Origin of the sequence: Bacillus sp. FSL L8-0199 (assembly GCF_038005705.1) — a bacterium.
In the GTDB taxonomy this organism is placed as follows: Bacteria; Bacillota; Bacilli; order Bacillales; family Bacillaceae_G; genus Bacillus_A; species Bacillus_A cereus.
Map to the genome: position 1 here is coordinate 203,822 of NZ_JBBOTS010000003.1, position 22,331 is coordinate 226,152.

Genomic DNA, 22,331 nt, shown 5'->3' on the forward strand with positions numbered 1-22,331 from the left:
GAAACACATTATATAGAAAATAACATTTCTTGGTTTCGTTCCCCGTTACTTTCATATAAATACATAATCATATCACCTTTCTATATATAATTTATTTATAGTAAAGGCGTTCCTTCTTGATTTCAAATAACTACTTATGACCAATGAGCAGTAACTACCGTATCTTAATGATACTTATAGCATAGAAAAACTGACTGTAAAACATATTCTGTTTTCTTAAAATAACGATATAAAATCAATAAGTAATAGTTGATTCTCCTATTCTTTCTCACAACTAAAAAATTATTATAATAATCATTACACTAACTACCCATAAACTCCATATATACTACAGATTATGTTTGTATGATACGTATATCAATAGAAAGGGATGATATATATTGCTGACAATTTATATAATATACCTGTTTTTATCAATTGCTATCATGCTATTTTTATTTACAAGTACAATCGGTTAATTTTATAGATTATATCAAGCTCGCTTCTTTTCATACAAGAGAACGTCTATTTCTTCACTAAATTAAAGAGAAAATCCTATTACTATCAAGTCGAAATTAGAGAGATTCAGTTTAAGAGAAAGCGTTCTTCTTTTTCTATAAAGCTAAGTCATTATCTTAAAGAAGATATAGATATCTTTCGGTTCCCTCCTACATATAAAGCAATTTACCCTGCTTCCTAATACCCACTGATTTGTTACACAAAAATAAAAATTTGAATTTCAAAACACCCAGGAATACAATGAATATAGTATATACCTTATTTTTTAGAAAGAAGGATTGAACACGAAAACCAAAGTAGCTAAATCAATTCAAAATTTACAATTGAAATCATTTGAAATGATGACAAATTCTGTTTCTTTTAAATCTATTTTGCGTGGAACTGGTATGACTTTTGTAATTATTTTTGAATCATCTTTCATTAACAACTCTTCTTTATTTTCATTAAATTCTTTGATGGTGATATTGGGTTTCTTTTTAATCTTTACGCCATATATGTTTAATATTGCTGAGAAGTCTAATATATAACTTAATTTCCGACGTTTAATCATTGACTTAAAAATTTTAAGCACCCAAAACAAGAAATTCACACACTTTTAATTAAAAGGTGTGAATTTTTTGTTTGGGTCTATTTCCTCTTAAATTTATAATTAAGTGTTACTACTTCAATTAATTAATTTTTATTTCTAGTTTAAAATTATGCAAATGGGTAGCCTGTATCTTCTCTACAATACAATCCCCCCTATTTAACTATTTATATTGTATAGATTACCTAATCCCCCATACAAAACTCTAAAAGTATCTTCATTTTTTATATTATATTTATATAGAAGTTTCCCTTTCTTGAAAACATACTATACTATAAAATTAAATTAACAAATATTATTTAATGGAGGTTCATAATGAATAAAACAGAACTAATTAACCAAGTATCTGAGAAAACATCACTTACTAAAAAAGAGGCTACCGTATCTGTACAAGCTATCCTAGATCAAATTACGCAATCTCTTCAAAAAGAGCAATCCGTACAGTTAATTGGATTTGGTACATTTGAAGTACGTAAGCGTTCTGCACGTACTGGTCGCAATCCCCAAACGGGCGAAGAAATGCATATCCCAGGAGGAAAAGTACCTGGATTTAAAGCTGGAAAAGCTTTAAAAGAGGCTGTTAAATAAGGTTTAATTATCTATCTAAAAAGGAATGGAGATTTTTATCTCCATTCCTTTTTAAATTAATCATATATTTTTTCGGAAAATAATTAACTAGTTATTTATCATTTTCACGATTTCCATACCCCACACACTCTTCTAGTCGTGGTATTTGTTTTTTAGATGCTAGGTGCATCTTTTACTGCTAATTTTTTCTGACTTAAATAAACAGCTCGATCCGATTTTTTTGCAACTTCCTGAGAATGCGTTACAACAATTACACATTTATTTTCTTGATGAGCGAGCTCCTGGAACAAATCAATAATGTCATTTGCTGTTTCTTCATCAAGGTTTCCTGTCGGCTCATCCGCAATCAATAAATCAACATTACAAGATAGTGCTCGGGCAATTGCTACACGTTGTTGTTGTCCACCGCTTAGTTGTAAGACATTTCTTTTCGCTTCTACTTCTGTGAGTCCTACCTTCTCTAATAATTCTAATGCTCTTGCTTTTTTATTTTTCACCTTTACACCTGTAATTTCCATTGCCGTTAGTACATTCTGAATGGCAGTCATATAGGTAATTAAATTATAGGATTGGAAAATTACGGATACATTTTGATTACGGTATCGATCCAAACCAATTTTTCGAATATCCTTGCCATTATAAAGTACATAACCATTTTTAGGTATATCAAGCCCACAACCTAAGCTAAGCGTGGTGGTTTTACCAGATCCAGATGGTCCTAAAATCGTGTAGAAATGCCCTTTTTGAAAAGAAAAATTAACATTATCTAGTATCTTTACTTTTTTTCCGTTACTTTCATAATAATAATCTAAGTTTTTAAATTGTAAAATCGTCTCCATATCGAGCCTCCTTATTCATCTTTTAAAAGAATTTGTTTTGGATTTAAGCGTAGAATAGATAATGCTGGCAAAATAGTTGCTAATATAGCAATAGCTAGTCCAATCCCTCCCATTTTCCCTACGTCTTCTCCTGTTACACTTACGTTAATTTTATCTATTGGATCCTCTTTTTGATTTTGTACAGTTCCACCTGGTCCAGCCACCATTACAGCCCCATTTTGTGAAGTGTCTGTTTCTTCGCCTGCTGTAGCAACTTCACTCGAAAGTAAATTATCCCCTACGAATTGAGAAACTTTAGCTCCTGTTGTTAGAGATAATCCAAATGCTAAAATAGCGATACATACTACTTCTACTATGAACTGCGCCATCTGTTTCCATTTTTTCTCTCCAATGGACAATAAAATTCCCATTTCCTTACGACGTGCTTTAATCGATAACATAATAATTAATCCTAAGATAATTGCACCTGCAATAGATACCATATAGATAATCATTTGAGAAGTAGAAGCGATATTTTCGATAGGACCAATCATTTGTTTGTACAACGAATCATGTGCATCTAACTTAAAATAATTAAAATCAATATCAGATTTTTTTGCTTCTTTTTTAAATCCATCAATGTATTGTGGATCGTTCAAGAAGTACACGGCTTGAAAACTATTACCCATACCGTCATCTGTTTCTAATTTTTTTAAAGTAGAGTAAGGCATATATAGCTTATTAGCTGGATCCATCATAGGAGGAGCATGCTGACCCATTGGTTGCTCATTTGTTTCATAAATACCAATAATTTCAAATTCAAGAGTTTGCTTCTTATCCCCTGATTGAATTTTAATCTTATCTCCTACTTTCAAATTGTTTTGTTCCGCTAATCGTTTTTCCATTAAAGTTACATTCTGATCTTTCATCTTTTCTGTAATTGGTTTCCCATCAATGATTTTACTTTTTCCATTTTTAAAATTTTCTTGTAATACAGTTTTACGAACTCCTTCTATCATAAGAGAAGAATTCATATCTATTTCTGAGCCCGAACCTGATCCACCCGCTGCTGCCACCATTCCAACTCTACCTTTTCCTTCATCTTCTCCTTCTGAAGCACCTACTAGTTTAAATCCATCCGAAATTCCGAAAGTATTGGTTATGTAATTATAATCTTTTACATACTTGGACTTCGCTAATTGATCTGCTTCTTTAATGTTGAGCTTTGGTGGCTTAGGCATCTCTCCAGTTTCCCTAGTTTGTTGACCTAATTTATCAAAATCAAGACCTAAAGTGACATCTGCACCTAATTTTTTTCTTGCTGCATCCGCAGCTTTTTTTGATGCATTTTGAATTGCGAATCCGGCCAATACTAAATTTGTAACAATCAGAAAGACCGCCATCAAAATTAATGATGTCCCGACTCTTTTTTTCATACTGAGAATTGCACGTTTCATAAAGTTCATTTTTCCTTACCTCCTTGATAATTTGTATTTTATATAGGTTATCTAGAGTCTATATGAAGCTTATCTGGAGTTTATCTAGAGATATTAGGGCTTATCTGGAGTGTATATGTGGTGTTTCGTTAAAATAGGTAAGAAAAACTGGAATACAAGTTAAAATACTTAATTTATTTTGAAGATTGATAAGAAGTAGTCCATTTAATAGTGAATGAGGACAAACGAAATACTAATAGAATAAATTTAGTCACCAACTTGATTAACTAGGGAAATGCATACAAACATGGGATAACACCTTCCATTTATAACCACAGTATAGGATGAAAAACTATAACTGGAAAATAAGCCTCTTTCATGGAATAACAATGTGGTTATTTTTCTTCTTCACATTTACCACTCCCAATACATCTAGTCCCCACACGGTAAGCACAAATAAAAAACCACCGAAAGGCGGCTAAATTTTTAAACGTCCATTATTTGATCTGTTTATTTCACATTTTTTGTTAGTATTTCCTTTCATCATATCTAAAACAGAGCTATTTTCTTAGTGACAAGGTCGATCAAACTATATAAGCGGCTAATCCATTCTAATCATTCGCCATATTATGCATCATAATCTATAAAATACGTATCTACAAATCAAAGACCTAAAAAAGAAAAAATCTGAAACCCCTTCTGGCATAAGGAGTTTCAGATTTTTTTATTTTAGTAATACCCTTTGCAACAAGTTGCCATTAGGATAGTGTATCAGCAACTGGTAGCTATTACTATGAATGCTAGATTCCTCAAAATTATTCCATATTTTTTCATTATATTTATATTATTCTATGCTTTGTTCTAAATTATAATTCCATATTTATGGACAAAAGTTTAAATTTATGGAATTTTGTACAAGCTATTTATACATCATTCTTAATTAGGAGGGATTCTTTATGTTTGGTCTAGGAAAAAAAAGAACTCCATTTGGTGATTATTTAGATCACAGAGGAATCAAACAACAATGGCTTGTACAAAGAACTGGATTAAGTAAATCTCTGATAAGTGATTTAGCAAATAAAAAGGATCGTATTCCCACTTTAACATCTGCAACTAAAATCATTAGAATACTAAAAAAATTTGATAAGCATATTGATTATCAGGATTTTTGGAATATTGATATTTAAAACTTCTAGAATGTACTACACATCTAATTGTCTCTAATCCAATCGTGTAGATTACTAAAAACATAGATTTTCCCCTTTATAACTATTGATTATTTAACACTTATAATACAAAAATTACTTTTATTAAAAAGGAGATAAATTTCTATTTAGCTCTGTTCATATCCCCGCTTAAAATAATTAATGATTACATCCCACTTCATTTTTGACAAATCAATTCTTTAAAGACATTTTTATTAGAAATTCTAAATTTCGTTGTTTTTTATCCAGAAGCCTTAATATACATTTGATATTATTCTAAAATTTATAGCGCACTATTCGAACATTTTGTGAAAACCACCAAAAAACATCACAAACTACTAGTAGTAGGTATTAATTTCCTGTGTTTGTTCCAAACACCGTGTTAAACTGAAGGGGTTTAACAGATCTACTCTAATAACATTAATGAAATGGGGTATTTACTTGAACTTTCCACAATTAAAAATCGGGCATATGATGCCAAAGGTCCCAATTCTACAGGGAGGAATGGGCGTAGGCATTTCATTAAGTAAACTTGCATCTGCAGTTGCAAATGCTGGAGGAATTGGGATAATATCAGGAACTGGTATTTCCATAGATGAAATGAGAATGCATATTAGGAAGGCGAAAGAAAAGATTCGGAATACTGGTTATATTGGAGTAAATGTCCTTTTTGCAATGAATGATTTTGCTGAAAAAATGAAAGCAGCCATTGAGGAAAAAGTTGATTTCATCATATCTGGTGCTGGCATTTCGCGAGATATGTATACTTGGGGGAAAAATGCCGGCATACCAGTTATTTCAATAGTTTCCTCAGCCAAACTCGCTAAATTATCTGAACGATTAGGTGCAGCCGCTGTTGTAGTAGAGGGGCATGAAGCAGGAGGACATCTGGGTACCGAGCGACCTTTATTCGATATCTTACCGGAAGTAGTTGCAGCAGTCGAAATTCCCGTAATTGCTGCTGGAGGAATTATGACCGGGAAAGATATTGCTCGTGCCTTAAAAATGGGTGCATCTGGTGTGCAAATGGGGACAAGATTCGTTGCAAGTAATGAGTGTGACGCACCACTATCCTTTAAGGAAAAATATATAAATGCTCGATTAGAAGATACTATATTAGTCAAAACAACTGTCGGTCTCCAAGGTCGTGCGGTAAAAAATAACTTTACTAAATTAATAGCTGATAATAATAAAAAAATAAAAATAAAAAAGTGTATAAATTGCTTAAAAAACTGTTCTTATCGTTTCTGCACGCTAGATTCTTTGATAACCTCTATGGATGGTGATTGTGAAAATGGTCTTGTTTTCGCAGGTGCACGAGTAAATGAAGTCAAAGAGATTTTGCCCGTCCAAACAATTATTAACAATATTATGATGGAATATAGAGCATGTATTTAGCGTAGCATCCATGTATAGTTCTTTAAAAAATATTTAATGTTGTAAATTCTTATTTTCCTGACGATACATCAACTAATAATTATGGGCATTATTGATCATAAAAAAGAACACCTAAAAATGCTGTAGGTGTTCTTTTTTATTTATAATTGGATAATTTCTCTTATTTCTTCTATAGGTAACTTCGTAAATTTCGCAATATCCTCTACAGACATTCCGTTTTTATACATACCACATACCAATTGTATACGCTCGGCTTTTTTCCCTTCTTCAATACCCTTTTCAATACCTTTTTTGATTCCTTGCTCCTCTGCATGAGCAAACTTTGCAGCTTCATCCATTAGGGTTTTTTCCCTCGCTTCATAGGCTTGTCTGAAAGTCGAATCTTGACTCATTCGCTCCCACTTATTCATTGCTTTTTGTAAAATCGGATCTTGATTCATCGCAATGTCCTCCAATGTTTGAGTTAAGTGTTCATCTTCATTTGCCGGAAGTAATAACAGCCAACGAACAAATGAATCTTCCCACGGATTAACCTTCTCTTCCCGCCATTGTTCCATTAATTTAGGAAGCTCTATAACATGAATCTCTATATCATCACTAAACTGCTTTTGCTGTTGTACATTCCATAGCTTTCCCGTTGTATGAAATTCCTCATATTCGGGAAAAAGTACGAAGTTTAACAAATTAATAGTAATTGTTTTACTAAGAGAGCTGTAAGGCATCCCTTTTTGTAACTGTGAAGTATATAATTTACCCCAGTAATACAAACTTCGTTTAATCATGTCGTGATTATTATTCAGCTGAATTTCTACGTTTACTTTAGTACCTGTGTCTAATGTGGCTGAGACATCTAAAATTGATAATTTATCATCCTCGTGTTCTCGATGTAAATGTGGATCCTCTAATTGTAGTGACATAATAGGTGATTCTAATGAATTCTTTAGCATGGCATTTAAAAATGTGATAAGAATATCCTCACTACCACTTGTCCCAAATAATTGCTTAAAAGCAAAATCAATTCGTAAATTTACTAATGACTTGGTCATGACTTTCCTCTTCCTGTCTAAGAAACTCTCTTTTCTTTATTGTACATAAAAATTAGGTAATCATGCAAATAGGAACATTTACAAAAGATAACGCTATCATTCTTTTCAAAAATATAGGTTCACTAGAAGATAAAGGTACAATTAATAGTTAATTTGGTGAATTATAACATATATTATCTTTAAATAATACCTATTCAAAAAAATAATGGATTATTTGTGACATAATTGTTAAATGTAGGGATTTAAAAAGGCTTTCTATATAAAAAAATAGAAAGGTGATGGTGTACGGATAAAATATAAGGGGGATTTATATTATGTTTTCAAAAAAACAAAAATTAGTAACAGTGGTTACCACTCTGACGCTAGGATGTGGATTAGCTTTCGGATTAACTCCTACTTCGGCAGATTCTATAAGTAATCCTACTCCTATTAAGGAAGAACAAGTAAGAATACAAATACCTTTCACTGGATATGTTATTTCAGCAGATGATAATTATTTGGTTGTAGCTGACACTAATACAAAAGAGGAGGCACTTTCTTATCAAAATAATTGGTGGGAATTAGCTTCTCAGAATAAAATTTTACGTGTTCCTATTACTAGCAAAGATAACTATAGCGTAGGTGAAAAACTAAATATATTTTCCGTAGGATGGACTCACTCTATTCCACCAATCGCTGTTATGCCTGTTATCGAAAAAATAATTGAATAAATTGTATATTTTTTACAAAAGAAGATAGCCCTTACAAATGGCTATCTTCTTTTAAACTCATTTATTCTAAATTGGACTAAAGAAGTTTTGTTTGTAACTATCTTTATAAATTTATGCTATAACAACGCTTGTGCACTTTTGTATTTACTGAACTATGGCTTGTTCTTCCTTCTTCATAGCTCTAATGGATTGAGCTACTTTAACCATCATAGAACATTCTATCCTCTTGCGGAAGATTTTACAGCTGAACTCATGTGTTCCCTTAAGGGAACCCGTTGCATGTATTGTATTAGCTGGGCAACCGCCGCTACAGTAAAGCTGTGCCCAACATTCCTGACATTCCGTTTTTGAATAGCAATTACTCTTCTTAAATTGAGACTGTATCTCTGTTTTTGTAATGCCATCCCAGATATTCCCCATACTATATTCTTCTTCCCCAACAAACTGATGACAAGGAAATATCTCCCCCCATGGGGTAATAGCAAGGTATTCAGTCCCAGAACCACAACCAGAAATTCTTTTTTGAACGCATGGACCTTCTGAAAGGTCAAGCATGTAATGATAGAAAGTAAAACCGCTTCCTTTTTCCTCACGGTTTAGCATTTCCTTCGAGAGAATTTCATATTGATTGTAAATTTCCAAAAGATCTTCTTCACCGAGCGCATATGGTTCTCTTGGATTACAGATAACGGGTTCCATTGATATCTTATTAAAACCTAGATCAGCGATGTGATAAATATCATTGGTAAAATCGACATTATTATGGGTATAGGTTCCACGTACATAATATTCTTTATCTCCACGCTTCTCAACAAATTCCTGAAACTTTGGAACAATATGATTGTAGCTACCCTTCCCATTGACAGTTTTACGTAGATAATCATGAACTTTTTTTCTTCCATCAAGGCTTAATACAACATTGTGCATTTCCTGATTCAAGAAGTCAGTAATTTCATCATTAAGCAGCATACCATTTGTAGTAAAGGTAAAACGAAAAGTTTTTTTGTACTCTTTTTCTTTATTTCTTGCATAGGCGACAATCTGTTTGACAGTCTTCCACGCCATGAGTGGCTCCCCACCAAAAAAATCAACATCGAGATTTTGATGATTACCTGAGTTTTCTAATAGAAAATCGATGGCTCTTTTTCCAACTTCATAACTCATGATGGCCCTATTTCCATTGTATTTTCCTTGGCTAGCAAAGCAGTATTCACACGACAGATTACATGTATGCGCAACATTAAGGCAAAGAGCCTTCACATAAGTGGGACGATTTATCAAATCAATTGAAAGGTCCTTATAATCATCATCGGTAAAAAGCTTCCCATCTCTTTTTAGTTCTTCAATATCTGCAATTGTTTCTCGAATTTCCTTCTCGGAAACGTGGAAATCATATTTATACTTTTCCTGCATCATTGACAGGATTTCTACCATAGGAGTATTCTCATATAGCATAATTATTTCATAAGCAAGATCGTCAACGACATGTACCGAACCGCTATAAGTATCTAACACGATATTGTATCCATTTAATTTATATTGATGAATCATACTGGATAATCAAACTCCTTTTTCATAAAGATTGCCGCCCATATAAAATATAACTGAGTACAATACTACTTGTTTCCTATCTATTTATTGTATTTTCACACTTTTGATTTGCAACTCCACATGAGGTTTTACAAGCAGACTGACAAGATGTCTGACATGCACCACACCCACCATGTTTTATAGTATCTTGCAGTTTACAAGTGCTCAGTGTTATAATTCTTTTCATTGTTTATAACCTCCTTTTGAAATAATTTTGAAGAACTAAGGTATATATTTGTGAAAAAAATCACAATCATATACCTTAGTTCTTCATATTGTAATTATTTATACATTCATAAATACGGTACGTGAAATTACAACATTTATCTTATAATAAATATGGGCGTTTATAACTTTGTGCTACAACTATAAAAAGTCAATCCCATTGGAATTGACCTTTTATAAACCGTGGCAACAGAAGGATGTCATAAAACTAGGATTTGATATTGTAGCATTTCACTTGTGAAAAGTATAACATGATTAACTAAGAATAGATGTGTCAATCCTTGGAACATTAGCTATAACTTGATTTTTTGAGTATATATAATAGTTAGTGGGCTATAGAATTCATCCTATATCACTATTAATAATTAGCATTTTTTAATAATAAAAAAGGATGTCTAAAAAAATTCTATTTTTTTAGACATCCTTTTTATCTATTTTATTAATAATCCTGTAGGAGTAACTTGATATGTTTTTTTCTTGCCTACAAATTCCTGTTTACTATTCTCAAGATTAGTAAGTGTGGCACGGGTCTTTTCCTTCTGTGCTTCTCCCTCTATATGAGTAAACTCGATATAATCCCCTACCTTAACTGGAACGGTTTGGCTTTCAGCATTTTGTTGTCTATTTCCTACAATTTCTTTATTGTACAATATATTGCCCGATGAGTTTTGAACTTTAATGCTTGCATACGTACTAGTAAAATAGGAATGGGGGATACCCGCTTCTAATTTAATCTGCATTTTTTCTGTTGCTTTGTTATACTCTACTTTTGCGATTTCTCGATCATTATATCCCTTTAAAGACCAGTTAAATTGATTTCCATCTAAAACTGTTGTTTCTGGCATTTTTTCTACTTTCTTCAGGCCTTCTTTTGTAACTTGATATCTTGCTGTCTTTCCAATGGTTTCATTTTTGTTATTTTCAAGGTTAATTAAAGTCGCTCGCGTCTTTTCCTTTGTTGCTTCCCCTTCTATATGAGTAAGTTCAATGTAATCCCCTATTTTAACGGGCACAGTTTGGCTTTCAGCATTTTGTTGTTTATTTCCCACGATTTCCTTATTGTACAGAACGTTGCCAGAAGCATTCTGGACCTTAATACTCGCATACGTACTAGTAAAGTAGGAATGGGGTACACCTGCTTCTAGTTTTACCTTCATCTCTTCTACTGTTTTATCATAATTTACTTTTGCAATTTCTCTATCACTATATCCTTTTAATGACCATGCAAATTGATTTCCATCTAAAACTGTTGTTTCTGGCATTTTTTCTACTTTCTTTAGACCTTCTTTTGTAACTTCGTATATGGCTTTTTTTCCAAAGCTCTCTTGTTTACTATTATCTACATTTGTGAGAGTAGCTCTATGCACACCTTCTAGATGTGTTAACTCTATATAGTCTCCTACCTTGACCGAAACTTTTTGCGATTCAGCATTTTGTTGTTTGTTTCCATAAATCTCTTTATTATAGACCACTTTACCTGATGTGTTTTGCACTTTAATACTTGCATATGTACTATCAAAGTAGTTATGTGGTACACCTGCTTTTAAATCAATTTGCATTTCTTCTGTTGATTTATTTAAATTTACTTTTGCGAATTCAAAATCTCCAATCCCTTTCAGCGACCATGCAAACTGGTTTCCTTCTAAAATATTATTTACATTAGGTATATCTGGTTTAATTGGATTAGAATCCGTCCCCTTCCAAATCTCTGCTGTTAAAATTGGATATCCTAATGCAGCTACTTTTTGAATGGTATCGTTATTTGGACGTAATCCCCACTTCTCAAAGAAAGGAATCAAATTTTGTTTGGCTACTTTTGATGCTGAAATCATAAATAATTGTTTTTTATTTTCATCGGTTTGTGGAAGTTCACTTGAAGGCATGTCTCTATACAATTGATGCAATTTAGGATAGAAATCCTCTCCATACGCTAACTGTAGTTGCCAAAGCATAACAAGCTTTACAAAAACATCGCTAATTTCATCATAATTTTTATTCCCTTGCTCTAGATATTGAAATGCTTTTGGATAAATTCCACTTTTCTCTAAGTTGGATGGTTGATTAAATGCTTTTTCTACAGAAAGGCTGTATATATTATTTTGTACTTCTGTCATATTATAAAACTTCCAGGGCGATTGTTGTCTCAAATGTCCTGCCTCATGCCAAGGGCCCCAGCCATCTGTTATAAATTTATTAATATCTAACACGTATTGGATTGCATCTCCTACATATGCTGTTCGATAAGAAGTTGCATACATATAATAATCAGGAGAATGATTTTCTTCTACGTAATGAACATAATGTTTATCTACTTGTTCTTCAGATAATCCAGCTACTTTGTCTTGAATTCGAGTAGCTTCATCCATCTTTTTTAAGAGTTGTACAGGATCTGTATTAGAACCCAACAAATATTTCTTAACACGTGCAGGGGTGGCCGTAATTAATACACGTTCGCCTTTTAACTCCACTGCATGTGCATTTGGATATTGGTCCAGCATGTTAATTAAATCTTGTTTCGTATGCTTTCCTAGTTCAAAGAAAGGCGTAGTCGTTCCGCCTGTTGTAATTGTTGTTCGAATGGTACCACCTTGTTGTTTATTATAAAAATAAATCATCCCCCCATTTGGAGATTGGATTGTGTTTATACCAGGTTTTAATGTAAATGATTTTATCTTTGAATCTTCTCTCCAAGAAGCATCATACGAATACGTTCCAATATATACCTGAATATCTTGATTACCTTCCACATTAATCGTTATTTGTTCATTTGGCTTTGCATATAAACCAGTTGGTTCATATGGACTAAATGCCATACTTTTTCTTTCCTGTTGTTTCAGTACCTCAACATCCCCTTTTCCTGGGACTGTAAATGTTCTATTTTCTGATTTAACTGATTTTTCACTTTGCAGTGATGTCGATAAATTTTTTTGCTGCTGCGTTTCCTCTGCAAAGACATCTGATGAAGAAGTCATTCCAGAAGCAATTATAGTTAATGTTGCAGTAGCTACTAGTATTCTTTTGGTTTTATACTTTGATTTATTCCCCATAGTATCTCCCTCTCATTTCCTTGATCAATTTAATAGTTTTGGTTTCTTTAGCATGTACTTACGTGCAAAAACAGTTCATGAACTTGTATTTATTACTTTTTTACATAGTCCTCCCTTATTCTATTTATAATTATATTTTGATATTATTTTATGACACATATTAATACAACTTTATAAAATATCAATCAATAATGAGCTTTTATGTTTTGATTTGGTATTCTTAACTATCTTATAAATCAAATAAATTACATAAAGGTATTCATTTCGTATGAATAATACTTTAAATCAAATTATTTTCAGATTAATAATTCACAAAAAATTAATATTATGTAAAATCCTATCAAGGAAATAAATACAAATTGATTTGTCATATATACATTGAAATCACTAAGACATTTACTATCATCCGAATAATTAATTCCTTTTTCTATTTCAGTTTAATTTTTTAAGTTATTAGGAGATAAAAAAGCGAATCTATTTTGAAAATAGATTCGCTTTTTTACGTATAACATAAACTTTCAAGTTCTTTTAATTGAATTTTTTATAAAAAGAAAAGGTACTTCCCAAAAGAGAAGGATCCTACTTGCTCAAACATGTAGGTCGTGATAACTTTTGTCTCTAATATATCTCATTTATAGTTTGTTTAATTGACTATGTCTTTTAGAATACATAAAATATACTATTATCCCTATAAATAACCAAATGCCGAAATAAACCCAGGTTTTTAAAGGTAGATTTACCATTAAAAATAAGCAACATGTTATTGAAATAATCGGTAAAATTGGTACCAGTGGTACCATGAAACCACGTTTTAAATTTGGATGTGTTTTACGAAGAATAATAACTGACACACCAACCATCGCAAATGTTAATAACGCTCCAATATTCGCTAAATTCGATAATTCTTTTAAATCGATAAATCCAGCAATTAAAGCACTACCAATACCTGTTAACCAAGTTGAGAATACTGGTGCTTCTGTCTTCTTATTAATTTTCGCAAACGATTTTGGTAATAAACCGTCACGACTCATCGCAAAGAATACACGTGTTGTTGCATAAATGTAAGCGAAAATTACAGCCATAATACCAATTACAGCTCCAATTGCGATTATACCCGCTACTTTATCTTGTCCTACAACTTCTAATACGTAGGCCATTGCTTCTGGTACATCTAATTCCTTATAAGAAACCATACCAGTCATAACAAGGCAAACTATAACATAAATAATTGTACAAATAACGAGCGAAGCAATAATACCAATCGGTAAATCACGTTGTGGATTTTTTACTTCTTCAGCAGACGTTGCTAACGCATCAAATCCTAAAAAGGCAAAAAATACTGCAGCTCCTCCGGCAAAGATTCCGCTTATACCATAAGGTGCAAACGGGATCCAGTTTTCTGGTTTTACGTAAAATATACCAACTGAAATGAATAAAACAACAATACCAATTTTTATTAATACCATTGCGTTATTCACTCGCTTACTTTCTTTCGTTCCTTTTGATAATAACCAAGTTAATAACAAAGTAATGATTACTGCTGGTAAGTTAACGATTCCACCTTGTGTTGGAATTGTTAAAAGTGATTTTGGTATCTCAATCCCAAACCCGTTTAATAAGTTTTGAAAATAGCCTGTCCATCCACCCGCTACTGCGGCAGTTGTAACTATATATACAGACAATAAAGTCCATCCCATTAAGTAGGCTACAAACTCACCAATCGTCGCATATGAATAGGTGTATACACTACCAGAGACTGGAAGAGCAGATGCGATTTCCGCATAACATAGGGCTGCAAACCCACAAACAATTGCAGCAATCATAAATGAAAAAATAACTGCTGGACCCGCATCTCTTGCGGCTACTAATCCAGTTAATACAAGTACTCCTGTACCAATTATTGCACCAATCCCTAGCATGGTAAGATCAAATGCTCCCAATGTTTTTGTCAAAGTCTTACTTTCACCATCTTCTAATAATTTCCTTACTGATTTTTTCCTAAATAAGTTGGCCATAACACACGCCTCCATTTATTAAAAAAGGAGCTAAGATATCGTCTCCTAGCTCCCCTTAAGTAAAATAATTTTATTTTATAAGATTATTCAATCGTTATTTTACCTCATTGGCAACAAAGAAATGCTCACATACAGTTGAAATACGTTTTAAATCCACATTGCCACCTGAAATAACCGCTACTACTTTTTTACCCTGTACATATTTATCAACTTTGCCTGCCAGAAGTGCGGCTGTGGCTAACGCTCCCGCTCCTTCTACGACAGCCTTTCCGCGTTGCAATAAGTCTTTCATCGCTACTTCTAATTCTTCTTCCGATACAGTTACAATTTCATCTACTAGGTCTTTTACAATTTCAAAAGTTAAATTTCCTGGTATTTTTACCGCACAACCATCCGCTATTGTTGGTGCTTCATAGTGTTCTAAAATTCTCCCCGCATCATAAGAAGCTTTCATTCCATGAACATTATCTGCTTGAACCCCAATAATATTAATGGAAGGATTAAATGATTTCAGCGCTACAGCAATTCCTGAAATAATTCCTCCTCCACCAATAGGTACAATAACAGTATCAACATCCCACATATCATCCAGAATATCTAACCCAATTGTCCCTTGGCCAGCCATTACTTCTACATCATCATATGGATGTAGGTATGTTTCGCCTGTTTCTTTTATAATCTCTTCACACTTCGCTTTTGCATCATCAAACGTATCACCGTATAAAATAACTTCAGAACCATATCCTCTCGTCGCATCCACTTTAGCTTGCGGTGCAGAGGTTGGCATCACAATTTTACTTTTGATTCCCAGTAAATGGGAAGATAATGCAACACCTTGTGCATGATTTCCAGCTGAACAAGCGATTACACCACGTTCTTTCTCTTCATTTGTTAGTTGGGAAATTTTATTAAATGCACCACGAAATTTAAATGAACCCGTTAACTGCATATTTTCCAACTTCAAATAAATTTCTCCACCCGTTTTACTAGTTAAATAGAAAGATTTAACCAAAGGTGTTTTTCGGGCATTTACATCAAGAATTTCTTTGGCTTTTTTAATGTCAGTGATATCTAACAATACTTTTTTGGTAATCATACTAACACTTCTTTCAATTCTTTAAAGTCCAAACCTAGCGTCATACCTAAATTTTCGTAGGTAATAATACCTTTATATACATTTACCCCAGATGCTAATGATGATTTATTTTGAATTGCATTTTCTAATCCATCTTTAGAAATTGCTAGTAAATACTCAATATTTCCATTTGCCAACGCCATAGTTGAAGTACGTGGGGTGGCACCAGGCATATTTGGTACTGCATAATGAATTACGTCATGTTTAATAAATACAGGATTATCATGAGTTGTATAATGATCAATAGTTTCTACTGTACCACCTTGATCTATTGCGATATCCACAATGACACTTCCTGGCTTCATAGATTGAACCATATACTCTTTAACAATTTTAGGAGGGCGAGATCCTGGTATTAAAATTGTTGAAATAAATAAATCTGCTTCTTTAATCGTTCGCTCTAGATTTTCAGTATTAGATTCAATTATATTTACTTCTTCTGTTGCGTATTGCTTTCTTAAATATGCAATTCTTTCTTGATTAACCTCTAGGATTGTAACACTACATCCAATTCCAATTGCCATATCACAGGCATTAGTTGCAGCATTCCCTCCACCTAGGATTACAACTTTTCCGGCTGGGATTCCCTCAATACCTGATAATAAAATCCCCTCTCCTTGATGTTGTTTTTCTAAATAATAAGCTCCCATAAATACCGCACGTCTTCCAGCAATTGCACTCATAGGTTTTAATAATGCTAAATTTCCATCCTCACTAATAGTTTCACCAGCAATCGCAGTAGTACCAGCATTTCTCATTGCTTCTACACACTCTTTCGACGCAGCCAGATGTAAAAAGCCCCAAACAATTAGATCCTTTTTAAAGTAATGGTATTCTGCAGGTAGTGGTTCTTTTACCTTTACTACCATATCAACATCCCATGCCTGGCCTTGATTTACTATGCTTGCTCCTGCATTTATATATTCATCATTTGTATAACCAGAACCTAATCCAGCATCTTTTTGTACTAAAACTTCATTTCCAGCTGAAACTAATTTTTGAACATTTTCTGGAGTCATCCCTACACGAGCTTCCCCTTTTTTTATCTCTTTCACTACACCAATTTTCATATCTACACATCCTTTTTTAGAGTGAGTTATAAATTAAATTAATTATTGTCAGATAAATATAAGATTCTAAATATTCACCCTTACAATATTTTTCAAATATAATTTAATTTATAACATTGGATTGCACCTACAAGATACCATTAGTAAAAATAAGAGGTCAACAATTTTGTGAAACATTTCACAAAATGTTTTATTTAGTTGATTTTCTATATTTTATATCGAAAATATGATTGAATCCCTCAATACTTTGTGATATTCTTCACAAGAATATATCTTCTCTTTTGAATTTCGATTTACTATTTTACTATATCACAATATTAAAATACCTCATTTATTCTTATTATTCATATAAAAGAAATCTCGTTTTTAACTTCATGTTTCGGGTTAAATTAAAGAATTTCTTTTAATGTATAATTCATGGAATTTTACTCGCCTCAAATCATGTGAAAATTTTCACATGATTTGAGGCGAAATTGAACTTTCTTTACTTATACGTTTAATTTCTTTTATATTTAGTATCTGAAATGTATTCAAATTCTATAGCTGGTAAGGATGAGGGGCGGCTATTTGTATGGATACAGGATATACTATCAAATAATTTAACAAACAGGATAAAGAATTCATAAGAGAATTTATATATTTTTCTAATTGGGAGTGATTATTTTGTCACAACAACAACTAAAAAAGGATATTGGTTTCTTTGCAGCATTAACCACAGTTATTGGTACCGTTATCGGCGCCGGAGTATTTTTCAAGCCCACTGCATTATATGGAGTAACAGGAACAGCTAGCCTAGGATTACTTGCATGGGTAATTGGTGGTATCTTGACCGTTTGCGCAGGACTAACTGCTGCTGAACTATCTGCCGCTATTCCTGAAACGGGGGGAATGATGGCATATTTAAAGAGGACTTATGGAAACTTAACTGCTTTCTTGCTTGGCTGGGCACAAACTGTCATATACTTCCCTGCAAATATTGCAGCTCTTGCTATTATTTTCGGGACACAAACGGTTAGTTTATTTGGCCTAAATGTTAATGAACACAAAATGCTAATTATCGCAATTGCAATTATCACAGCAACATTTGTAACTCTTATGAACTTTTTAGGAGCTAAAGCAGCTGGTGGAATCCAAATGGCTTCGACTATATGCAAATTGGTTCCATTAGCATTGATTATTATTTTTGGATTACTACACAAAAGTGACGTTACTTTTCAGCTTTTTCCAATTGAGGCAGGGCCGAACAAATCTATGATATCTGCCCTTGGATCTGGTTTACTCGCAACAATGTTCGCCTATGATGGATGGATTCATGTAGGGAATATTGCTGGAGAAATGAAAAACCCTAAAAAAGACTTGCCTAAAGCAATCGTATTAGGCTTATCAACAGTAATGGTTGTTTATTTATTAATTAATGTCGCATTTCTAATGGTCATGTCTGCAACATCACTCGCAGGTACTGATACACCCGCTTCTCAAGTAGCTACAATTCTTTTTGGAGCTATGGGAGGAAAACTAGTTACCATTGGCATTTTAATTTCCGTATTTGGAACGATTAATGGTTATATTATGACAGGAATGCGAATTCCTTATGCCATGGCTATTGAGAACAAACTACCATTTAGTAAATGGTTTGCTACATTATCTAAAAATAGTCGGGTCCCTTATAATTCTGGTCTATTTATGCTATTTATTTCAATTATTATGATGGCCGTCGGCGGATTCAATACTCTTACTGATATGTTGGTATTTGTAATATGGATATTCTACACAATGACATTCCTTGCTGTATTCATCTTACGAAAAAGGGAACCCGAACTTGTGCGACCTTATAAAGTTCCATTGTATCCTTTTATACCATTAGTTGCTATTATTGGCGGATTGTTCATTGTTATTAATACCTTATTCACTCAACCTCTGCTAGCTTTATGTGGAATAGGTCTAACTGCACTCGGCCTCCCTATTTATTACACTATGCGTAAAAAGGGACAATTTGGTTTAGAAAATCATAACGAGTAGACCAGTCTTTCTTAAAGATGTGATACAAATTTTTATGATTAGATTGCAATTAATAAATAGTCTATTTTACTTCTTTATCTTTCTAAAAGATACATTAGTCTAACAAATAATAAACAAGGAGAACCCTTTTTGGGTTCTCCTTGTTTATTATTTGCCAGTGTTCTAGTTTTTTACCCTAAGTTAATTTACGCTTTATCCATGTTGCATTTCTACCTTTAGAAACTAATTTAATGTATCCCTGTGAATTTAAAGCGTGTAATGTTTTATTTATAGTACTTTCACTTATGTCTGGATACATGTTTCGAATATTTTCTTTAGTAAAAGGATTATCTTGTCTGTCTATGTATTTTTCAATTCTTTTTCTTTTAGTATGAGTGCTAATACAATTTTTTATTACACAATATAATTCTTTATATGCAACTAAAACAATATCTAAAAAAATTTTCATCCAGAAAACTACATTATGATCGCCTTGATACCAGTGAGCTGCAGATTTATACAGAGCATCATAATAATCTGATTCATATTCTTTGAAATATTTATCTATACATGTATATTTTACAAATGTAAATCCACTTTCAATTAATAACCATTGAATTAATATTTTTGCTAACTTACCATTCCCTTTATTAAATGGATAAATACATAGGAAATTTAAGATAAATTGAGGAATTAGTAGGAGCGGATGAAAATTCCCTTTAGCCCTTAATGCATTATATTGTTCGCATAGATGATACAAATATTGCGGAACCATATCATATAAAACAACTGTACGTAATTTAAATTGATCTTTTAACTTTGGAACAGAAGATAATACAAGTTCGCTTTTTCTCCAATTACCACTTTCAGAAGTTGAATAATTCATTAATTGGAAGTGCAATTCTTGAATTGTTTGCGGTTTAATAGGTAATTTGTGGTTTTCTTTTCGCACAAGTTCTAATGTTTTGCAATAACAAAATAAAGCGTCCTCTTCCAATGTTTGAGGGCTAGCATGATGATCAACTAATTTTTTTAACTGTTTATTTGAGAATGTAAACTTTTCATATATATTAGGAAAAGTTTTAATATATTGCAGTGATATATTCTTTTCCAAAAGATTAAATATCTCTGGTTTTTGAGTTTGATATGCTGATATTGCTCCTTTATATTCACTGATTTTACTTATAATATTTATTAGTTCTCTTTTAAATTCTAAATTTGTATATTTTTCTTCAAAGAAATTTCTCATCTCGTTCCCTCCTTTCCCTAAGGTTTATTACCAACTTTGTATGCTCTATTATCCCCCTAATTTTCACATTTCCTACTGTATGCTCGTTGTTTTATAAACGTCCAATAAGAATGTAATTAAACGATAGCCAGATGCACATAGAAATAACTCTCTTCCATAAATGTATGTAATTTAATAGATTTCTAATGTTTATTAACAAATAAAAAGGCACTTTCTTAACTTCTAAAAAAGTGCTTTTTATTTAATAAAATATATATGTCTTTAGTGACTTAAAGGAAACTATGCACAAAAGGTATCAACCTTTTGTGAAAATCATAACATATTTAGCTATAAATAATTATGTCGCTTCTAAAAACGTTCAATCTTGATATATTATGAACTAATGTCGTACAGAATCTTAATTTCTTAATAATGTTTAGAAAATGATTCTTTACAAGATGAAAGTACTTTATTTCTATTTAAACAAACATTTTTTCTATACTATTTGCTTTCAGAGTATATTAGATGAGGTACCTTTAAACTGTTGCTAAGAATTTATATATTCGACATAATGTTATACGATAAATTCATCTTATAGTATTGGTGACATGGTATCTTTTAATGTATGTACAGAATGATTAAAGTTAAACTTTTCTTCCGCATTTAACTCAATTTCTATAATTTCTCGAATACCTTCGCGATTAATAACAGCAGGAACCCCTATATACACATCATTATGACCATATTTATTCTCAAGGTATGCAGATACTGTTAACACACTATTTTCATTATGTAGAATTGCCTTTGTTATACGTAATAAAGACATTCCAATTCCATAACAGGTTGCTCCCTTACGTTCGATTATATGATAGGCCGCATCACGTGAACGAACAAAAATTTCGTCTAAGTCACTTTGATTATACTGACTTTTATTTTCTAAAATGGTTTGTAGCTTTTGAACGCCAACTGACACATGACTCCAAACTGGAAGCTCCGTATCACCATGTTCACCTATTATATACGCATGAACATTATGAGGATCAATCTCAAAATATTCTCCTAACATGTAACGGAAACGTGCAGAATCAAGCGTTGTACCTGAACCAATTACGCGTTCTTTCGGCAACCCAGATTCTTTCCAAGTTACATATGTTAAAATGTCCACTGGATTTGTTGCAATTAAGAAAATACCATCGAATCCGCTTGACATGACATTACGTATAATTTCTTTAAAAATCTTAGTATTTTTTTCAACTAAGTCTAAACGTGTTTCACCTGGTCTCTGTGGCAATCCGGCTGTTATTACAACAATTTGCGCATCTTTACAGTCGTCACAGCTACCCTTCCATACTTTTGTTGGTGATGGTGAAAAAGGAATTGCATGACTTAAATCCATTGCTTCTCCTTCTGCTCTTGCTTCATTTACATCCACAAGAACGAATTCTTCTGCCAGGCCCTGATTAATCATACAATATGCATAACTACATCCTACGGCCCCTGTACCAATTAAAACTACACGATTAATATTTTTATTCATTTATAGATCCCTCACTATTTATGTTATGTTTTTGTGCATTGTTGTTATTCTAATAAAAAGAGATTTAATTGATTTTGAATAAACAAATAATGAACTCGAAATACATTAATGTTCAATACCACATAGTTAAACTTAAATTCCTTTTCATATGTATTTCCAGCAAATTTTGCTCCAACATTATTTCTTATTTAACTCAAAAAA

17 protein-coding genes are annotated in these 22,331 nt (G+C 32.4%); 5 read left to right on the forward strand and 12 right to left on the reverse strand.

The features are described 5' to 3' along the window. Positions 1-808 precede the first annotated feature (808 nt). Positions 809-1,078 carry a hypothetical protein gene (locus NST86_RS31310; protein ID WP_181004155.1) on the reverse strand — a complete coding sequence of 90 codons (270 nt, stop codon included), beginning with the start codon at positions 1,076-1,078 and terminating at the stop codon, positions 809-811. A 321-nt stretch (positions 1,079-1,399) separates the two neighbouring features. On the opposite strand from NST86_RS31310, the gene NST86_RS31315 reads away from it, so the two are divergent. After that, a complete protein-coding gene (locus tag NST86_RS31315) occupies positions 1,400-1,672 on the forward strand; it encodes an HU family DNA-binding protein (RefSeq protein WP_001043922.1) in 273 nt (90 codons plus the stop codon). Positions 1,673-1,824: 152 nt separating this feature from the next. On the opposite strand, the gene NST86_RS31320 is transcribed toward NST86_RS31315, so the two are convergent. Together NST86_RS31320 and NST86_RS31325 are read right to left on the reverse strand one after the other, a co-directional pair. Then, on the reverse strand, positions 1,825-2,511 hold the full coding sequence (locus NST86_RS31320) for an ABC transporter ATP-binding protein (RefSeq protein WP_000447832.1): 687 nt from the start codon (positions 2,509-2,511) through the stop codon (positions 1,825-1,827). 11 nt (positions 2,512-2,522) lie between these two features. Then, positions 2,523-3,956, reverse strand: coding sequence for an ABC transporter permease (locus NST86_RS31325; protein ID WP_340935243.1), 1,434 nt, complete (start codon positions 3,954-3,956; stop codon positions 2,523-2,525). Between the two features lie 926 nt (positions 3,957-4,882). Between NST86_RS31325 and NST86_RS31330 the strand changes: the two genes are divergently transcribed. Both NST86_RS31330 and NST86_RS31335 read left to right on the forward strand, forming a co-directional pair. Beyond that, entirely contained in the window at positions 4,883-5,113 is a 231-nt protein-coding gene (locus tag NST86_RS31330) for a helix-turn-helix domain-containing protein (protein WP_000467331.1), read from the forward strand. 441 nt (positions 5,114-5,554) lie between these two features. Next, complete coding sequence (locus tag NST86_RS31335; RefSeq protein WP_000871005.1) at positions 5,555-6,529, forward strand: NAD(P)H-dependent flavin oxidoreductase; 975 nt, start codon at positions 5,555-5,557, stop codon at positions 6,527-6,529. A 140-nt stretch (positions 6,530-6,669) separates the two neighbouring features. On the opposite strand, the gene NST86_RS31340 is transcribed toward NST86_RS31335, so the two are convergent. Further along, on the reverse strand, positions 6,670-7,575 hold the full coding sequence (locus NST86_RS31340) for an Rpn family recombination-promoting nuclease/putative transposase (protein WP_000167466.1): 906 nt from the start codon (positions 7,573-7,575) through the stop codon (positions 6,670-6,672). A 314-nt stretch (positions 7,576-7,889) separates the two neighbouring features. Between NST86_RS31340 and NST86_RS31345 the strand changes: the two genes are divergently transcribed. Next, positions 7,890-8,285, forward strand: a complete 396-nt coding sequence (locus NST86_RS31345; protein ID WP_000491772.1) for a DUF3221 domain-containing protein — start codon at positions 7,890-7,892, stop codon at positions 8,283-8,285. 144 nt (positions 8,286-8,429) lie between these two features. Here NST86_RS31345 and scfB read toward each other — a convergent pair whose 3' ends face one another. From scfB to ald, 6 genes are all read right to left on the reverse strand, one after another. Continuing rightward, the gene (gene scfB, locus NST86_RS31350) at positions 8,430-9,836 is read right to left on the reverse strand and encodes a thioether cross-link-forming SCIFF peptide maturase (RefSeq protein WP_000581826.1); all 1,407 of its coding nucleotides are present in this window, start codon (positions 9,834-9,836) and stop codon (positions 8,430-8,432) included. Positions 9,837-9,912: 76 nt separating this feature from the next. Next, positions 9,913-10,062 (reverse strand): six-cysteine ranthipeptide SCIFF, encoded by a 150-nt coding sequence (scfA, locus tag NST86_RS31355; protein WP_000821352.1) that lies wholly within the window; start codon positions 10,060-10,062, stop codon positions 9,913-9,915. 469 nt (positions 10,063-10,531) lie between these two features. Continuing rightward, positions 10,532-13,147: a putative mucin/carbohydrate-binding domain-containing protein gene (locus tag NST86_RS31360; protein WP_332278807.1), complete on the reverse strand. Its 2,616-nt coding sequence runs from the start codon at positions 13,145-13,147 to the stop codon at positions 10,532-10,534. Positions 13,148-13,779: 632 nt separating this feature from the next. Beyond that, a complete protein-coding gene (locus tag NST86_RS31365; protein WP_061660510.1) occupies positions 13,780-15,162 on the reverse strand; it encodes an amino acid permease in 1,383 nt (460 codons plus the stop codon). A gap of 94 nt (positions 15,163-15,256) precedes the next feature. Further along, the gene (gene tdcB / locus NST86_RS31370) at positions 15,257-16,258 is read right to left on the reverse strand and encodes a bifunctional threonine ammonia-lyase/L-serine ammonia-lyase TdcB (protein ID WP_029442949.1); all 1,002 of its coding nucleotides are present in this window, start codon (positions 16,256-16,258) and stop codon (positions 15,257-15,259) included. Next, on the reverse strand, positions 16,255-17,367 hold the full coding sequence (ald, locus tag NST86_RS31375; protein ID WP_000690461.1) for an alanine dehydrogenase: 1,113 nt from the start codon (positions 17,365-17,367) through the stop codon (positions 16,255-16,257). The genes tdcB and ald overlap by 4 nt, the downstream gene beginning before the upstream one ends. Positions 17,368-18,030: 663 nt before the next feature. Between ald and NST86_RS31380 the strand changes: the two genes are divergently transcribed. Next, positions 18,031-19,386, forward strand: a complete 1,356-nt coding sequence (locus NST86_RS31380; protein WP_000082761.1) for an APC family permease — start codon at positions 18,031-18,033, stop codon at positions 19,384-19,386. A 175-nt stretch (positions 19,387-19,561) separates the two neighbouring features. Here NST86_RS31380 and NST86_RS31385 read toward each other — a convergent pair whose 3' ends face one another. Beyond that, on the reverse strand, positions 19,562-20,614 hold the full coding sequence (locus NST86_RS31385) for a Fic family protein (protein WP_086423967.1): 1,053 nt from the start codon (positions 20,612-20,614) through the stop codon (positions 19,562-19,564). Positions 20,615-21,185: 571 nt separating this feature from the next. After that, positions 21,186-22,130 (reverse strand): L-lactate dehydrogenase, encoded by a 945-nt coding sequence (locus NST86_RS31390; protein ID WP_081143960.1) that lies wholly within the window; start codon positions 22,128-22,130, stop codon positions 21,186-21,188. Between the last annotated feature and the right edge of the window lie 201 nt (positions 22,131-22,331).

Excerpts from the sequence above, each read along its gene's own strand:
- NST86_RS31315 (WP_001043922.1), top strand. The coding sequence starts at position 1,400 with ATGAATAAAACAGAACTAATTAACCAAGTATCTGAGAAAACATCACTT.
- NST86_RS31320 (WP_000447832.1), bottom strand. The coding sequence starts at position 2,511 with ATGGAGACGATTTTACAATTTAAAAACTTAGATTATTATTATGAAAGT.
- NST86_RS31325 (WP_340935243.1), bottom strand. The coding sequence starts at position 3,956 with ATGAACTTTATGAAACGTGCAATTCTCAGTATGAAAAAAAGAGTCGGG.
- NST86_RS31330 (WP_000467331.1), top strand. The coding sequence starts at position 4,883 with ATGTTTGGTCTAGGAAAAAAAAGAACTCCATTTGGTGATTATTTAGAT.
- NST86_RS31335 (WP_000871005.1), top strand. The coding sequence starts at position 5,555 with ATGAAATGGGGTATTTACTTGAACTTTCCACAATTAAAAATCGGGCAT.
- NST86_RS31340 (WP_000167466.1), bottom strand. The coding sequence starts at position 7,575 with ATGACCAAGTCATTAGTAAATTTACGAATTGATTTTGCTTTTAAGCAA.
- NST86_RS31345 (WP_000491772.1), top strand. The coding sequence starts at position 7,890 with ATGTTTTCAAAAAAACAAAAATTAGTAACAGTGGTTACCACTCTGACG.
- scfB (WP_000581826.1), bottom strand. The coding sequence starts at position 9,836 with ATGATTCATCAATATAAATTAAATGGATACAATATCGTGTTAGATACT.
- scfA (WP_000821352.1), bottom strand. The coding sequence starts at position 10,062 with ATGAAAAGAATTATAACACTGAGCACTTGTAAACTGCAAGATACTATA.
- NST86_RS31360 (WP_332278807.1), bottom strand. The coding sequence starts at position 13,147 with ATGGGGAATAAATCAAAGTATAAAACCAAAAGAATACTAGTAGCTACT.
- NST86_RS31365 (WP_061660510.1), bottom strand. The coding sequence starts at position 15,162 with ATGGCCAACTTATTTAGGAAAAAATCAGTAAGGAAATTATTAGAAGAT.
- tdcB (WP_029442949.1), bottom strand. The coding sequence starts at position 16,258 with ATGATTACCAAAAAAGTATTGTTAGATATCACTGACATTAAAAAAGCC.
- ald (WP_000690461.1), bottom strand. The coding sequence starts at position 17,367 with ATGAAAATTGGTGTAGTGAAAGAGATAAAAAAAGGGGAAGCTCGTGTA.
- NST86_RS31385 (WP_086423967.1), bottom strand. The coding sequence starts at position 20,614 with ATGAGAAATTTCTTTGAAGAAAAATATACAAATTTAGAATTTAAAAGA.
- NST86_RS31390 (WP_081143960.1), bottom strand. The coding sequence starts at position 22,130 with ATGAATAAAAATATTAATCGTGTAGTTTTAATTGGTACAGGGGCCGTA.